This window comes from Pseudomonas batumici (assembly GCF_036585405.1).
In the GTDB taxonomy this organism is placed as follows: domain Bacteria; phylum Pseudomonadota; class Gammaproteobacteria; order Pseudomonadales; family Pseudomonadaceae; genus Aquipseudomonas; species Aquipseudomonas batumici.
This window is the reverse complement of sequence record NZ_CP144470.1, coordinates 234,652-250,528: the sequence shown is the minus strand read 5'-3', so window position 1 is coordinate 250,528 and position 15,877 is coordinate 234,652. Positions and strand designations below refer to the sequence as shown.

The following is a 15,877-nucleotide window of genomic DNA, read 5'->3' as shown; positions in this document are numbered from 1 at the left end:
TATCAACCCTTGCTTTTCTGATACACATCGACGAATACCGCTGCGAGCAACACAGCGCCCTTGATCATTTGCTGGTAATCAATGCCGATACCCATGATCGACATGCCGTTGTTCAGCACGCCCATGATGAACGCCCCGATGACTACGCCCACGACCTTGCCCACGCCCCCGGAGGCCGACGCGCCGCCGATGAACACCGCCGCAATCACATCCAGTTCAAAGCCGGTGCCGCCGCGGGGTGTGGCGCTGTTGAGTCGGGCGACGAAGATCAAGCCGGCGACGGAGGCCAGTACGCCCATGTTGACGAAGGCGAAAAAAGTTACCCGTGCCGTATTGATACCCGACAGCCTGGCCGCCTTGAGATTGCCCCCCACCGCGTAGATCCAGCGACCGATCACGGTGCGGTTCATGACGAAGGTGTACACCCCGATCAGCACGCTCATGATCACCAGTACCGTGGGGATGCCACGGTACGTCGAAAGCAGGTAGCAGAAGTACACGATGAGTGCGGCCACCACGCCGTTCTTCAACGCGAACAGGGCCAGCGGCGCAACACTGCCGCCGCTTTTCAGGGTGCGGAGGCGACTGCGATATTCGACCACCCAGAAGGCCACGGCCACCGCGATACCCAGCAGCAAGGAGGTGATTCGCAGGTTTTCATTGGCGAAGACGTCTGGGATAAAGCCCGAACTGATCGCCGAGAACGCCGGCGGAAACGGCCCGATTGATTGCCCTTGGGAGATGGCAATGGTCGCGCCTCGAAAGATCAGCATACCGGCCAGGGTCACGATGAACGAGGGCATACCCCAGACGGCGACCCAATACCCTTGCGCCGCGCCGATCAGCGCGCCGCAGAGCAGGCAGATCAGGGTCACGCTGAAGAAATCCAGGCGGTACTGGACCATCAGCACCGCCGCGATCGAACCGATCACGCCGACCACCGAGCCGACTGACAGGTCGATATGCCCGCAGACGATCACCATCAACATGCCCAGCGCCATCACCACGATGTAGCTGTTCTGCAGCAGCAGGTTGGTCAGGTTCAGCGGCTGCATCAACGCGCCGCCGGTGGCCATCTGGAAAAACACCATGATGACGATCAGCGATGCCAGCAGGCCGTATTCGCGGGCGCCACGCTTGAATGATGTCAGGGCACTGGGTTTGTTGGATGAGAGAGGCATGCTGACTTCGTTCACTGGATCACCTCGTTTTTCATGATTGCGTGCATGATTTTTTCCTGCGATGCCTCGGCGATTGGAAACTCGCCGACAAAGCGTCCTTCGTTCATCACATAGATACGGTCACAGGTACCGAGCAACTCCGGCATCTCCGAGGAAATCATGACCACGCCACGACCTTCGCTGACCACTTGATTGACCACCCCGTAGATCTCGTACTTGGCCCCCACGTCGATACCGCGGGTGGGTTCGTCGAGGATCAACACCTTGGGATCGGAGAACAGCCATTTGCCCAACACGACTTTCTGCTGGTTGCCACCGGAGAGTTTCTCCACCGACTGGGTCACGTCCGGGCTGCGAATCCGCAGGCGCGCGCGGTAATCCACGGCCACCGCCGTCTCGGCCAGTTCGTTCATGATCCAGCGCTTGGAAACGGCGGCCAGGTTGGCCATAGAGGTGTTGCGGGTGATGCTCTCCCCCAGCACCAGGCCGGCGCCCTTGCGGTCTTCGGTGGCGTAGGCCAGGCCTTGATCGATGGCCTTGCGCACCGTGCCGAGGTCGACTTCACGGCCTTCGATGCGCGCCTTGCCACGGATATTCACGCCATAGGAACGACCGAAGACACTCATGGCGAACTCAGTGCGGCCCGCGCCCATCAACCCGGCAATTCCCACCACTTCGCCTCGACGTACATGAAACTTGATATCGCGGATGCGATCGCGGCCAGGGCGCTCGGGATCGCCGACCGACCAACCCTCGACCTCGAACAAGGTCTCACCGATCTCGGCCGCCCGCGACGGGTAGCGATCCGATAACTCTCGGCCAACCATGGAACGAATCACCCTCCCCTCATCGATCTTCCTGGCGCGGCAATCAATGACATCGACGGTGCTGCCGTCACGGATCACGGTGATTTCATCGGCGACCCGCCCGATCTCGTTGAGCTTGTGGGAAATGATGATCGACGTAATGCCGCGCCCCTTGAGTTCAAGCATCAGCTTGAGCAAGGTGTCACTGTCCCTTTCGTTGAGACTCGCCGTCGGTTCGTCGAGGATCAGCAAGCGCACATCCTTGGCCAGCGCCTTGGCGATCTCCACCATCTGTTGCTGGCCGATGCCGAGGTTGCCCACCAGCGTCTGCGGCCGGGCGTCAAGACCGACCCGGGCCAGCAGCTCGCGGGCCCGCAGGTGCGCCTCGTCCCAGTCGATCACGCCGTACCGGGAGATCTCGTTGCCCAGAAACAGGTTTTCGGTAATCGACAACATCGGCACCAGCGCCAGTTCCTGGTGAATGATGCAGATCCCCAGCGCCTCGCTGTCGCGCAAACCCTGGAAGGTCCGCGGCACGCCGTCGAAGACGATGTCGCCGTCGTAGCTGCCATGGGGATACACGCCACTGAGGATTTTCATCAAGGTCGATTTGCCGGCACCGTTTTCACCGCAGATCGCATGGATTTCCCCATCGCCCACCTTGAGATTGACCCCGCTGAGCGCCTTGACCGGGCCGAAACACTTGCGGATGTCGCGCATGTCGAGAATCGTTTTGCTCATTTTCTCTCTCCTGCCAGGCGGGCTGCCGAATCGCGCAGCCGCCGGCACAATCACAATCGACTAGCGCAGCTGCTCAGGGGTGTAGAACTTGGTGTCGTCGACCAGGACTTTCTGCCAGTTCTTGCCATCGACCAGTTGCGGGGTCAGCAACTGAGTGGGGACAATCATTGAGCCGTTATCGTAGGACGTGGTGTCATTGACGCTCACCGTCTTGCCGCTCAACGTCGCGTCCATCATCTGCGCCGCGGCGCCAGCCAGGGCCCGGGTGTCCTTGAAGATGGTCGAGGACTGGTCGCCGCGGATGATCGACTTGATGCTGGAAATTTCCGCATCCTGGCCGGTGACAATCGGCATGACCATCTTGCCGCTGCCATAACCCACGCCGCGCAGGGATGAGACGACCCCGGTGGCGATCTGGTCGTTCATCGCCAGCACCGCGTCGAGGTGGGCCGTGCCATAGAAGGCGCTGAGCAGGTTATCCATGCGCGCCTGGGCCTGGGCGCCATCCCAGTTCGGGGTGGCCACCTTGTCGATGTCTTGCTGGCCGCTGCGGATCACCAGCTTGCCGCTGTCGATAAAAGGCTTGAGCTGTGACATCACGCCGGCATAAACCACATGGGCGTTGTTGTCGTCGGTGGAGCCGGCGAAGATCTCCAGGTTGAACGGCCCCTTGCCTTGCTTGAGTTCCAGCGAATCGACGATTGACTGCCCTTGCAGCACCCCGGTGCGGTAGTTGTCGAAGGTGACGTAGTAATCGAAATCCTTGGAGTTGCGGATCAGCCGGTCATAGGAGATGACCTTGATGCCTTTTTCCTTGGCCTGCTTGAGCACAGCAGCCATGGTCGTACCGTCAATGGGCGCGACGATCAGCCCCTTGACGCCCTTGACCATCATGTTTTCGATCTGCGACAGCTGAGTCGGCGCTTCGTACTGGGCGTATTGCAAATCGGTGTCGTAACCAAGTTTCTTCAACGAGTCGACGATATTGCTGCCATCGGAAACCCATCGGGCTTCGGTTTTCGACGGCATGGCGATGCCGATAGTGCCTTTGCTGCTGCTCTCCTGCTTGGAGCAAGCGCTGAGCGCCACCCCCAACAATACCGCTGCGGCAACCTTGATGATCGTGTGCATAACGCCCTCTTCTTTTTGTTGTTGTCATTTTTCAGGGACGCAGAGTCCCTTTCGGCTCGAACAGCTGAGCCGAACGGGTCTCCTCGTCTATCGGGACTGCGGGTTATCTACAACGCCAGCTGGACTTCCTGGCCATTCGCATCGGCGGACTCGAACAGCGCTTCGAGGATGACGTTGATGTCATGGGCCTGGGTGGCCGGCACCGTCGAGGCGCTTCCGGTACGCAACGAGGTGACGAACGCGGCGGCCTCGCGGTCGAAATACACGGGGTTGCCGATCTCGGCGATTTCCGGGGAGTAGACGGTCTTGCGCACCGCCCAGATCTCCGGAAAGCTGTTCTCGTTCCAGTGCGTCCAACCTGGCGGGTGACCGTTCTTGCCGTCGTGGTAGAGCTTGTACGACGCCGGCATCGGCGTGGAGTGCATCACCCCATGGGTGCCATAGGCGGTGATGTCCCAGCTCTCGGTCCAGGGCATCGGGTCCCAGGACATGAAGTCGATGGTGACCAGCTTGTCGTCGTAGTTGAGCACCGCACCCACGGCGTCCTCGCGGGCCGAGTCACTCATCTGCCCGGCAAACTTGGTGATCCGCGCGTTGACCGACCTGGGTTTGCCGAAGTGCAGCAGGATCCGGTCGATGGTGTGGCAACCGATCACATAAAACGCCCCGCCACGGTCACCGGGCTGCTTCATATGGTTGGTATCGGCCTCGTCATGGGAACAACCGGCGTGAGCGCGAACCTGCAAGACCTTGCCGATTTCGCCGCTCTTGAGCACCTGCTGCATCTTTTCCACCGACGGCGCGTAACGCCAGCAGTAACCGACCTGGAACAATCCGCCGGTGCGCTCGACAGCCTCGACGATGCGCCGGGTGTCCTGGGTGCCACGGCCCGCCGGTTTCTCGCAGAGCACGGCCTTGCCGGCCTCCAGCGCTTCGATCGCCCAGTCGGCCATCAGGTAGCTCTTGGGGTGCACCAGCACCACATGCACATTCGGATCGGCCAGGATCTCTGCCTTGCTGCGGGCCTGCAGGCCCAATGCATCACAGAACGGATCGAGCAACGGGCTGTCGTCATAGGCGCCGAGAAACTGTACGTCGGCCATGCGCTGGAAGGCCTTGACCCGGCCCGAGGTGTGCGGGTGGGTAATCCCCAGGCAGGCCACACCGATGCGGGTACCTTGCTCAAGCTTGTAGGACATAACGATTCTCCTGATGTTCTTGTCCAAAAATCCGAACCACTAAGCCTGCGTCAGAGCTTGACGGCGCGCCCGCTCTTGACCGACTCCACGGCGGCATCGGCCAGTTGCAGCGCCTTGAGCCCGTCCTGCACGGTGGTCGGCATGGGTTTGTCATGGGCCAATGCGTCGATATAGGCATCCAGTTCGGACTTGTAGGCTTGCTGATAACGTTCGAGAAAGAAGTTCAGCAGTGGTTCCCGGGCGTCGGTGACGTCCTGGCTCCAGCGGCGAATGGTGGTTGGGCGCAGGTTGTCCATCTGCAGCATGCCCTTGGAGCCAAACACTTCGATGCGCTGGTCGTAACCGTAGACCGCGTTACGGCAGTTGTTGATGTGGCACTGCTTGCCGGAGGCGGTTTGCATCTGCACCATCGCGGTGTCGTAGTCGTCGTACTTTTCCATCATTGCCGGGTCGATCAGGCGGCTGCCGATGGCACTCAGTTCGACCGGCTCTTCGCCCAGCAGCCAGCGGCCGATGTCCAGGTCGTGGATGGTCATGTCGCGGAAAATACCGCCGGAATGCCGGATGTAATCCTCCGGCGCCAGCCCTGGGTCGCGGCTGGTGATGATCACCTGGCGGACGTCGCCGATATCGCCTGCGTCGATGGCCGCACGCATTTGCGCAAAGGTGGTTTCAAAACGGCGATTGAAGGCCAGCATCACCCGCCCGTTCAACCGCTCAACCTCCTCCACGGCCGCCAGGCTCTTGGCCATGTCCAAGTCGATGGGTTTCTCGCACAGCACCGCCTTGCCCTGGCGCACCGCGCGCAACATGAGGTTGATATGGGTGTGCGTCGGGGTGCCGATCACGATGGCGTGGACATCGGCCCGATCAATCGCCGCCTCACAGTCGGTCATGGCCTCGGCGCCGAGCTCATCGGCCAACTGGCCGGCGGCATCGGCGAAAGGGTCGGCGACGACGACCAGTTTGGCAAACTTGCTGGCCGCCACGTTGGCGGCGTGGATCTTGCCGATACGCCCGGCGCCCAGCACTGCGATACCCACCATATTCCTATCTCCTGAACTCAATGATTTGTTGTAGAGGAAAAAACATCACTGCGCAGCCAGCCATCAAGCCTGGAACCTGATGTGCTCGAACTGTGCAATCGTTGTGTCAAAGGCTTTCCTGGCGGCCACTTCAAGGGGCAGCTTGCGCAACTCGGCGCTGATCAGCTCGACACCCCATGGCCCGCGGTAACCGACATTGACCACCTGCTGGATAAACGCCGGAACATCCAGTTCACCCTCGCCGCAGCATTTGCGGTGGTGAGTCGAGTCGTTGAACAGCGACTCGACGATGGCGTGGTTGGCATCGTCCAGTTCGATGGACTTGATCAGCTCCAGCGGGAGCTTGGCGATTTCATCGAAGCTCATGCCACCACGCGCCACGTGCCAGGTGTCCACCAGCAAGCCACCGTTGGGGCGCACGTCCTGGGCCACGGCAATCGCCCGGTCGATGGTGTTCACGCTGGAAAATGGCAGGAATTCGATGACCACATTGACGCCAAAGGGCTGGGCGCGGTCGCACAGGATGGCGAAGGTTTCGCGCATGCGCGGCACGTCCGGCGGGCCGTCTTCGAATAAACCACCAGCGACCTTCAGGCTGCGGGCGCCCAGTTCTCCGGCGACTTCCAGCAACTCATCGCGGACCTTGTCGGAGGCCGCACGCGGGGCGCCGTCCAGGTGCCAGTCGGTGAGGAACTCGACTTCCACATGCTTGATGCCGTTGTCCTGGAGAATATTGCGGACCGTGGGAATACCCAGCTTGGCGACGTTATGCACGAGGTCGGCATGCACGAAGCCCATGCCACGCCAGCCGGCCTTGGCCGCTGCCTCGGCCCGGGCCTGCAGCGAAAACGGGCTGATCTCGCTGGGCGCGCCAGGGTAGGTATCACCCGCGAGGGTCCAATAAGCGGCAAGCAGTTCAATCGTGTTATTGGGCATGACATTCACTTATCTGAATAGGGAACGGAGGGTCGATCAATCAGGCCGGAGTCAGGACAAAGTCCCAGTTGACGGCCAAAAATGGTACCGGCAAGTCATAGCGCTCGGCCGTGGCCGCGTCGGTTTGCGTGGTGAACTCGGCAATCAGTTCTTTCTTCACCCCGAATACCGTGTCCTCGTGCAGGTACGGGCAATCGGGGGTGAAGATGTGGGTGATGACCTGGTCGTAATCCGGAGCCGTGACGATGAAGTGCAGATGCGCGGCGCGGTTCGGGTGCCGCCCCAGCTGCCCCAGCAACTTGCCCACCGGGCCATCGGCAGGAATCGGGTAATGGCGCGGTTTAACCGTGCGAAAGGCATAGAAACCGTCGGCATCGGAGGTGAACAACCCGCGCAGGTTGTAGTCCGGTTGCAGGCCTTTTTGCTGCACGTCGTAGAAGCCATCGTCGTTGGTCTGCCAGATATCCAGCGTCGCCCCGGCAATCGGGTTTCCGGCGGTGTCCAGCACCCGGCCGCTGACCAGGGTCGGCTGGCCCTTGCCGTCCAGGCAGATATTGGCGCCGTTTGCGTAGCGCGGTGCATCGGCCACATAAAACGGACCGAGGATGGTGTTGGGCGTGGCGCCCTGGGGCCGACGGTGGTTGATCGCATCCACCAGCATGGTGGCCCCCAGCACGTCCGAAAGCAGGATGTATTCCTGGCGCCAGTCGGTGCACATCTGCCCGGTCCGGGTGAGGAATTCGATGGCCTTGAACCACTCATCATGGGTCGGCTCGATTTCCTTGATCGCCGCATGCAGGTGCCGGGTCAGCACCGCCATGATCTCGTGCAGGCGCGGATCGGCATCGACACTGATCCGGGCGTTGACGATTTCAGCGGAGCGTTCTTCCTCGAAGAGTCCACCAATAGGCGTAGCGGTATCCAGGTGCGCAGTCATGAAGTGATGTCCTTGATCGTTATTCTTGAAAGCCGGCGTGCAGGTTGCAACGTCGCGCGCCGGATCGACGCTCAGTACACGGCGGCTTCGCCGGCCCGCCATGGGCGGCCGCTCAGGCGTTGTTTCATGTGCTGTTCGATCTCTTCCAGGGTCAGCCCCTTGGTCTCCGGCAGCCACAGGGTGCAGAAGAGGATCGAGCCGATATTAATCACCGCGAAGAGGAAGAAGGTCATGCCCCCCAACGTGCTCAGCAGGACCGGGAAAAGGAAGGCGACAATGGCATTGAACACCCAGAACACACTGACGCAAATGCCGTTCATCAAACCCCGGACATGGGTCGGAAACAGCTCCGACATCAACAACCAGTACACCGGGCCGATGCACATTTGCATGAAGAACAGGAACACCAGGACACCGGACAAGGCCAGGTAGCTTTGCAGCAGCGAGTGCGGTATGAAGTTGATCACCAGGCCCAGGAAGATCTGCGCCATGACCACCACGGTCAGCCCCATCAGCAGCATGGAACGGCGGCCCATGCGATTGATCAGCCACATCCCGATCAAGGTGGCGATGACCGACACCAGGCCATTGCCGATGGTCGCGATCAGGGCCGCGTGGGTGCCCATGCCGGTTTCCTTGAGAATCATCGGCGTGTAATACATGAAGGCATTGACGCCGGTGAACTGGATGACGAAGCCCAGGCCAATACCAATGGCCAGCAACTTCAGCAACCAAGGCTCCTTGAGTGTGCTCAGGACACTGGCATGGCGCTGCTCCGCCGCACATTGGGCGATGATGGCCTTCAACTCACGGTCCACTTCCTGAGCGGTATCGCGAATACCGGTCAGCGTGGTTTTCGCCTCGGCGATGCGCCCGTTGCTGACCAGCCAGCGTGGCGAGGTGGGCACGAAGTGCATGCCTATATACAGCAGCGCAGCGGGTATCAGGGCGATCGCCAGCATGTAGCGCCAGATCGACGGACTGTCGAACAGGTGCGCCAAGCCGGCGCTGGCGATATAGGCCAGGCACTGCCCGGAGACGATCATCAATTCACTCTGGCAGACCAGCCGTCCACGGTGCCGCGGTGCCGCCAGCTCGGCGATCAGCACCGGCACGGCAGAGGATGCGCCACCGACCGCAATGCCCAACACGAAGCGGGTGGCAACCATGGCCCACAGTGTCGGCGCGAGCGCGGTGCCCAAGGCGCCCACGGCAAAGAGCATGGCCAGGGCCTTGAGCACCACCAGGCGACCATGGCGATCGGACAGTTGCCCGGCGAACAGCGCGCCAAAGGCGCCGCCGAAAATCAGTGCCGAGGCCACCAGCCCCTCGGAGACCGGATTCAAGCCCAACCCGCCGTGACTCGCATCGAGCACCATGAACGGCAGCGCACCAGAGATGACCCCGGTGTCGTAACCGAACCCCAGCGAGCCCATGGTGGTGATGGCAGCGATACGCCAGAGAATTTTCGACGATGCACGACCGGCGGTGTGGTTATTCGACATGAGGTCAACCTTTATTGAAATTATGTGTACGCTCAGTGGAAGTGAGACTACTGCGATTGAATCGGAAAACAAATGCTTGAATGGCAAATGTGTTTTCCGCTGGATGGAAAACTGCGCCGCTTGCTGGCGACGCCCTCTTCCACCCGCGGTGGTGCCTGTCACAGGCTCTAGAACTTGGCCTGCACCTTCAGGCCAGCAATCAACGCCGCATCGATTTCATGTACGCCGCCGGGGTTCTTCACGTATTGCAGGTTCGGGCGTACGGTCAGCCAATTGCTGACATGCACGCCGTAGTAAATCTCGCTGCTGATTTCGTTGTACTGCAACGGCAAGTAGCCCGGATTGTTGTAGTCACTGATGCCGTTTTGCTCATTCTGCAACCGGGCACGCTCACGATAGGCGGGGTTGGTGTGGACCTCGCCGATCCCGACACCCAGGTCGTCCAGGGGGCGACTGTCGAAAACACCCTTGTAGACAATCCCCGCCTGGATGAAATGGTCGACGCGGCTGGTGGCCTTGTCGTGGGCGGTGAGGTTGGCGAACACCGACAGGCCACGGCGGCTGTCGCCCCCACGGACGGTCAGTTGTTGCTGGGCGACCACCCAGTAGCCATGGCGGCTGGAATGCTGCTGGAAGGCATCGCCGCTGAGGGGTTGCGGGTTGCCGTTGACATCATCCAACACATCGTCGGCCTTCGCTGTGCTCTTGTAGTAACCGAGCCGATATTCACCCGCCAGCCCATTGACCTTCGGGCTCCAGACCACCTCGATGGGAATCACCGCGCCCTTGGTGCCGCTGCCGCTGAGCTTGAAGCCGTTACCGCTCTCCAGATAGGACGGGTTTTGCTCGAAGGCACCGATCTGCGCGTAGACCTCGGGGGTGAACTGATAACGGGCGCGCAAGGCCCATTGGCTGACGGGCCAGTTGTACCAGATGTCGCCGATCCAGTTGGCCGCCTGGGCACCGCAGAAGGGTGTGCTCTGAAAGTCGCAAGGGAAGCTGTTGAAGTCCGAGCCCTCATCGAAGCGACCGGCCTTGATATCCAGGGAGCCATCCAACCAGGCCTTGCTCATCCACATCTGGGTCAAACGCCAGGTCTGCCCTCGGCCATACACTTCCTGTGAAGACGAATAACCACCGACTCGCGGATCGGCCACCCGATCGTTGGTCAGATTGCGCCCGTCGCGTTCAGTGACGGTGAACTGAAACTGGGTATTTTCCCAATCGAGCATTTTTTGCAGGTCGGCCTTGAAGCCGATGGCGTATTGCTCGGTCCAGCGCGCGGTGGCGTCTTTGTTGTAGCCGCCGTGAACATTGGCGGCCATTTCTCCGGTGTAACCCAACTCGACATCGACCCCCTGGTCTAGCCACTTGCTGCGCTGCCCACCCCAGTCACCGGTCATCCATCGGGAGTCCTGGGCAAAGGCTTCATTGGCGGCGCAGGCAAAACCGGGAATCAGCAGGCAAAAGCTGACCGCAACCGTGCTCTTGGCAAAGTTTTTCATGGCGTGACGTTTCCTTATTGTTAGTTTTGTTGTTAACGCGCAGGCGAATTGAAGCCGGGCTCAATAATGCCGGCTTAATAGTCGTTCAAAGAAAGCCAAGTACCGTGTTGAACATAAAAGTCCTCCAGCACTCGCGCCACGGATCATAGGAGGTGAACGGGGAAGTGAATACCCGGCAAAACTATAAATGTGAATTCCGCTTAGCGGAAAACTGCCTTAGCGTGTCCAGTAACGTTCGTATTCATGTTCGTTAAAGTCGGCCAACAGAAACTCGATGAAGACACGTAACTTGGCGGGCATATAGCGACGGCTTTGAAAAGCCATATTGATGGTCAACCTGGGCAGATCCCAATCGTCCAACACCGGGATCAAGCGCCCGGCCACCAGATCGGCGTTGATGATGTATTTGGGCTGCACCAGGATACCGCCACCGGCCAGGGCGGCGGCCCTGACAATCTGCCCATCGTTGGTTTCCAGAATCGGCTCGACCTTCAGGGCCACCTCCTCCGCACCCTTGGTAAAGCGCATCACCCGAGGCTGGTTGGCGTGGCTGTAGATCAACAGGTCGTGCCGGGAGAGATCGTCGATGGTTTTCGGCGTGCCCTTGCGCTGCAGATAACCGGGCGACGCGGCCAGGACCCGGCGCGTTTCGGCCAGGCGGCGAATGGTGATATTGGAGTCGGGCTCGTATTCGCGGGTTCTGATCGCCAGGTCGATTTCGCTGTCGATGATGTCGAAATAGCGGTTCTCACCCAGCACCTTCACGGTGATATGAGGGTACATTTTCCGAAAGGCCGGGATCAGCGGGGCAATGTGCAGCATGCAGAACGAAATCGAGCTGGTAATGGTCAGCGTGCCGACCGGCTGGACCAACGACTCGCTGAGCGACGCCTCGGCCTCTTTCAACTCCCCCAACAGGCTTTTGCAACTGGTGTAGAACTGATGGCCCGAGTGGGTCAAGGCCAGGCGCCGGGTATTGCGGTCGATCAGGCGGACATTGAGCCGCTGCTCCAGCGCCACCAGATGCCGGCTTGCAGCGGCATTGGACAGGCCCAGTATTTCCGCGGCCTTGCTCAAAGTGCCGACTTCCGCAGTCAATACAAAAAGCTCCAGTTCAGTCAGTCGATCCAAGGTGTGCTCCCTTCTTATTTTTTCACATATGAAATAAAGAATTCCAGAAACGGACTTTTCTTACATCCAGTGGAACTATAACGTGCGGCGCAGTGGCCTGAGAAGTGGAGTTGCCGGCATTGCAAAAAATGCCGAAGCGCCAATAGGCCGGAAAAGTTCGGGGAGTCGAAATGCGCAATTTGGACGAAATGACCATCACGCAAGCGGTGTTGGCCAATAACAGCGGTACGACCGATGCGCGTCTGTGCGCCGTCATGACCAGTCTGGTGCAACACCTGCACGCCTTTGCCCGTGATATCAAATTGACGGAAAACGAGTGGTCGCGTGGCATCGACTTTCTTAGCCGAGTCGGCAAGGCCGGCTCGACCGACCAGCAGGAATTTGCGCTGTTATCCCACGTGCTGGGGCTATCGACCCTGGTGCTCGCACAGAACGACAAAAAGCCCGTCGGATGTACCGAGGCCGCGGCATTTCACGTGTTGCCCGAGCACGCGCCCATCGTCCACGACCTGGGCGCAGACCTCAGCGCAGAGTTGGACGGCCCGAAAGGCTACGTACGGGGTGCCATCCGTGATGTAAAGGGTAATCCCATCCCGTACGCATCCCTGGAAGTCAGTTTGGCCGGCGGCGCCAGCGCCCTGTTCCAGGCCGATGAACGTGGCCAATACCACTTCAGTACCTTGCTACCGGACAACCAGCGCATCCCCCATGACGGCCCCGTCGGCCAGATGCTCACGGCGCTTAACCGCCATGCCTGGCGGCCCGCCCACCTGGAATTCACCGTCAGCGCCGCCGGTTATCAACGCTTGACCACCCAGGTGTTTCGCGAAGGTGATCCCTATCTGGACTCAGATGCCGTATTTGGCGTGCGCTCTTCGCTCATTACCGAATGGGAGCCACAGGCCGCCGGCATGACCCCGGCGGGCACGCTCAGCCGCGAACCGTTTTATACCCTGGCCTTCGATTTCGTCCTGGCGAAGGGCCCGGTCATCTAAGTGCATTGTCATATCCCGTTTCGAGGTCAGCATGAACGACGACGTGTCTCTTATTGCTTTAATCAGTTCATTGGAACGCCAGCGCTACGAGGCGATGCAACGAGGCGACCTCGAAACTTTCCAGCGCCTGGCCCATAGCGAGTTGGTGTATGTGCACTCCAATGGCGTCCAGGACACGCTGGCCAGTTATCTGAATAAATGCCGCAACGGTCTTTATCTCTATCACCGAATAGAACATGTCGTGCATGAAGTGCGCACTGTCGGCGATACCGCCCTGGCCTTTGGCGAAATGTCCGCCGATATCGTTTCCCACGGCGTAGCCAAAACCCTCAATAACCGAACAATCAGCGTCTGGTTCAAGACGGCGGCGCACTGGCAGTTGCTTGCCTATCAACCCACGCCCATCGTCCAGCGCCCAGCACCTGCATCCACCCCAGGAGACCTGCCCCATGTCAACGCCCCCCTTCATCTATAACGGCCAGCCGTCGCGCGTCATCTTTGGCAAAGGCTCGCTGCAGCAACTGGAGGCGGAAATCGATCGATTAGGCGCCAAGCGGGCGCTGGTCCTCTGCACCCCGGAACAACGTGCCCAGGCGGAAAACATCGTTCGATTGCTCGGCAGCCGCGCCGCCGATATTTTCGACAAGGCGGTCATGCACGTCCCTATCGAGACGGCACGTGAGGCACGTGAAGTTGCACGCAAACTGGGGGCTGACTGCGCCGTGGCCATCGGCGGCGGTTCAACCACGGGACTTGGCAAAGCCATCGCCATGGACTCCGGCCTGCCGATCCTGGCCATCCCGACGACCTACGCCGGCTCCGAGATGACACCGGTCTTCGGCCTGACCGAGAACGGCCTCAAGCGTACCGGCAAGGACCCTCGGGTGCTGCCCAAAACGGTTATCTACGACCCGGAGCTCACCGTCAGCCTACCCCTCGAGATGTCGATCACCAGCGGCATGAACGCCATCGCCCACGCGGCCGAAGGCTTGTACGCCCAGGACGGCAACCCGGTCATGTCGCTGATGGCCGAAGAGGGCATCAGGGCCCTGGCCGAAGGCATGAAAAGCATTCATCACAATCCGGCCGACCTCGATGCCCGCGGCGATTGCCTCTATGGCGCGTGGCTGTGCGGCACCGTGCTCGGCAACGTCGGCATGGCCCTCCATCACAAGCTTTGTCATACCCTGGGCGGCAGTTTCAACCTGCCGCACGCCCAGACCCATACCATCGTGCTTCCCCACGCCATCGCCTACAACCAATCCGCGGCGCCAGGCTTGTCACGTATCTGCCGGGCGCTGAACGTCGACGATTGCAGCCCCGCGGCCGCCCTGTTCGATCTCTCCAGTTCCCTGGGGGCACCGACACGTCTCAAGGATCTGGGCCTGACCGAGGCCGACCTGGATCGCGCCACGGACATTGCCCTCTCCAATCCTTACTGGAACCCACGGCCCATCGAGGCAACAGCGATCCGGCAACTGCTGCAGGATGCTTTCGATGGCGTTCGCCCACGGTAAGCCCCCTGGGCTGCACGGACTCGGCTCAGTAAGGCAGGTTGAACGGCGTGACGATCTGCACCTGGGAGGGTGCGATCGGCCCGTCCTTCCACAGCCGATGAAATTGCAGGATGTGCAGGATCACATGGCGAGCATCGATCTGCAGGTTATGGTCGATGATCGCGGCGATTTCTTCCTCGGCCAGCAGTTGGCGGTTTTCCTCGTCCAGGTCATGGCCGATAAACACCTCCAGCGGTCGCCTACGCCAACCCGTTGTTGGGGCTGATTGCCGAGGCCTGGCTGGGCCCGTACTTTCAAGTCACGGCCCAGGTCAACGTGGTGCACCCCGGCGGCCAGGCCCAACAGCCGCACCGTGACTATCACCTGGGGTTTCAGACGGTCGATGAGGTCGAGCGCTTTCCCCTGCCCCTGCATGTGCTGTCCCAGTACCTGACGTTGCAGGGGGCCGTGGCCCACTCCGACATGCCGCTGGAAACCGGCCCGCCCCTGCCCGGCCTGACCCCGCAGACCGGGCAGCAACTGATGTTGCAGGCACTGAACGAACGTTGGCCCTATGCGACCTTTGCCGAACGTGTGGCGCATCTGCGCGCCAAACGCCAGGCCAGCCGGGAAACCATCAGCAAGGATCCGTTGCCGGGACAGCCAGCCCGACCTTCACATTGCTCATCGAGACCAATGTCTTGAAGCGCTTGACGTTATTGCTCTGGAAAAACAGCGTCCGGGTCAGTTCGGTGTATTGCTCCATGTTCCTGACCGCCAGGATCAGGACGAAATCGCACTCGCCGGCGACGTAGTAGCACTGCTGGACCTGCGGGCAGGCCAGGAAGGTACGCTTCATCGCATCCAGCAGGTCCAGGCGCTCATTTTCCACCTCCACCTCGGCGATGACTGTCAGCCCGTAGCCCAGGCGCACCGGGTCCACCAGCGCGACGGTCTGGCGGACCAGGCCGTCCTCCTTCAGCTTTTTCAACCGGCGATTCACGGCGGCGGGCGACAGGTTTACCCGCGCGCCGAGGTCCTGCTGGGAGGTGGTGGCGTCCTGCTGGATGGCTTCGAGCAGGGCTAAATCGAAATGATCAAGGCTCATGGGTAGAGGCTCTTCAATGGGCAAGCGCAAGTGGCGCTGAAAACGGAATAAAAATTCATTCGGCAGCCGAAAATCAAGAAATAAGTGTGCCGCATTGCAATAGGATTTACCCAGCAACCGTGATCCACCCACGAACCTGTCGGGCCTTCAGCCGCCCGTA

The 15,877-nt window shown here is 60.5% G+C and carries 14 protein-coding genes and 2 pseudogenes; 4 read left to right on the top strand and 12 right to left on the bottom strand.

From position 1 onward, the window contains the following. Window positions 1–2: 2 nt before the first annotated feature. The 10 genes from mmsB to NUH87_RS01165 all read right to left on the bottom strand — a co-directional run bounded on the left by mmsB (window position 3) and on the right by NUH87_RS01165 (window position 12,118). Window positions 3–1,196, bottom strand: a complete 1,194-nt coding sequence (mmsB, locus tag NUH87_RS01210; RefSeq protein ID WP_338524343.1) for a multiple monosaccharide ABC transporter permease — start codon at window positions 1,194–1,196, stop codon at window positions 3–5. Then, complete coding sequence (gene mmsA / locus NUH87_RS01205) at window positions 1,193–2,728, bottom strand: multiple monosaccharide ABC transporter ATP-binding protein (protein ID WP_338524342.1); 1,536 nt, start codon at window positions 2,726–2,728, stop codon at window positions 1,193–1,195. The genes mmsB and mmsA overlap by 4 nt, the downstream gene beginning before the upstream one ends. 60 nt (window positions 2,729–2,788) lie before the next feature. Then, the gene (chvE, locus tag NUH87_RS01200) at window positions 2,789–3,859 is read right to left on the bottom strand and encodes a multiple monosaccharide ABC transporter substrate-binding protein (RefSeq protein ID WP_338524341.1); all 1,071 of its coding nucleotides are present in this window, start codon (window positions 3,857–3,859) and stop codon (window positions 2,789–2,791) included. Between the two features lie 107 nt (window positions 3,860–3,966). Then, on the bottom strand, window positions 3,967–5,058 hold the full coding sequence (locus tag NUH87_RS01195) for a Gfo/Idh/MocA family oxidoreductase (protein ID WP_338524340.1): 1,092 nt from the start codon (window positions 5,056–5,058) through the stop codon (window positions 3,967–3,969). Between the two features lie 50 nt (window positions 5,059–5,108). Next, the gene (gene iolG, locus NUH87_RS01190; protein ID WP_338524339.1) at window positions 5,109–6,104 is read right to left on the bottom strand and encodes an inositol 2-dehydrogenase; all 996 of its coding nucleotides are present in this window, start codon (window positions 6,102–6,104) and stop codon (window positions 5,109–5,111) included. A 63-nt stretch (window positions 6,105–6,167) separates the two neighbouring features. Further along, the gene (locus tag NUH87_RS01185; RefSeq protein WP_338524338.1) at window positions 6,168–7,040 is read right to left on the bottom strand and encodes a sugar phosphate isomerase/epimerase family protein; all 873 of its coding nucleotides are present in this window, start codon (window positions 7,038–7,040) and stop codon (window positions 6,168–6,170) included. A gap of 40 nt (window positions 7,041–7,080) precedes the next feature. Further along, on the bottom strand, window positions 7,081–7,977 hold the full coding sequence (locus NUH87_RS01180; RefSeq protein WP_338524337.1) for an intradiol ring-cleavage dioxygenase: 897 nt from the start codon (window positions 7,975–7,977) through the stop codon (window positions 7,081–7,083). Between the two features lie 71 nt (window positions 7,978–8,048). Next, window positions 8,049–9,482, bottom strand: coding sequence for a sugar porter family MFS transporter (locus NUH87_RS01175; protein WP_338524336.1), 1,434 nt, complete (start codon window positions 9,480–9,482; stop codon window positions 8,049–8,051). Window positions 9,483–9,649: 167 nt separating this feature from the next. Further along, the gene (locus NUH87_RS01170) at window positions 9,650–10,987 is read right to left on the bottom strand and encodes a carbohydrate porin (RefSeq protein ID WP_338524335.1); all 1,338 of its coding nucleotides are present in this window, start codon (window positions 10,985–10,987) and stop codon (window positions 9,650–9,652) included. A 216-nt stretch (window positions 10,988–11,203) separates the two neighbouring features. Beyond that, window positions 11,204–12,118, bottom strand: coding sequence for a LysR family transcriptional regulator (locus tag NUH87_RS01165; RefSeq protein WP_338524334.1), 915 nt, complete (start codon window positions 12,116–12,118; stop codon window positions 11,204–11,206). A gap of 170 nt (window positions 12,119–12,288) precedes the next feature. Between NUH87_RS01165 and NUH87_RS01160 the strand changes: the two genes are divergently transcribed. From NUH87_RS01160 to NUH87_RS01150, 3 genes are read left to right on the top strand one after another with little or no spacing between them, the layout of a single operon-like run. Next, window positions 12,289–13,113, top strand: coding sequence for a dioxygenase (locus tag NUH87_RS01160; RefSeq protein WP_338524333.1), 825 nt, complete (start codon window positions 12,289–12,291; stop codon window positions 13,111–13,113). A gap of 31 nt (window positions 13,114–13,144) precedes the next feature. Beyond that, complete coding sequence (locus NUH87_RS01155) at window positions 13,145–13,588, top strand: nuclear transport factor 2 family protein (RefSeq protein ID WP_338524332.1); 444 nt, start codon at window positions 13,145–13,147, stop codon at window positions 13,586–13,588. Then, on the top strand, window positions 13,563–14,630 hold the full coding sequence (locus tag NUH87_RS01150) for a maleylacetate reductase (RefSeq protein WP_338524331.1): 1,068 nt from the start codon (window positions 13,563–13,565) through the stop codon (window positions 14,628–14,630). Before NUH87_RS01155 ends, NUH87_RS01150 begins: the two co-directional genes overlap by 26 nt. 25 nt (window positions 14,631–14,655) lie before the next feature. On the opposite strand, the pseudogene NUH87_RS01145 reads toward NUH87_RS01150, so the two are convergent. Further along, window positions 14,656–14,868, bottom strand: a pseudogene (locus tag NUH87_RS01145) (LacI family transcriptional regulator); the annotation flags it as partial. 2 nt (window positions 14,869–14,870) lie between these two features. Between NUH87_RS01145 and NUH87_RS01140 the strand changes: the two are divergent. Then, a pseudogene (locus NUH87_RS01140) lies at window positions 14,871–15,233 on the top strand (phytanoyl-CoA dioxygenase family protein); the annotation flags it as partial. 13 nt (window positions 15,234–15,246) lie between these two features. Here NUH87_RS01140 and NUH87_RS01135 read toward each other — a convergent pair. Continuing rightward, a complete protein-coding gene (locus tag NUH87_RS01135; RefSeq protein WP_338524330.1) occupies window positions 15,247–15,717 on the bottom strand; it encodes an Lrp/AsnC family transcriptional regulator in 471 nt (156 codons plus the stop codon). Window positions 15,718–15,877 lie beyond the last annotated feature (160 nt).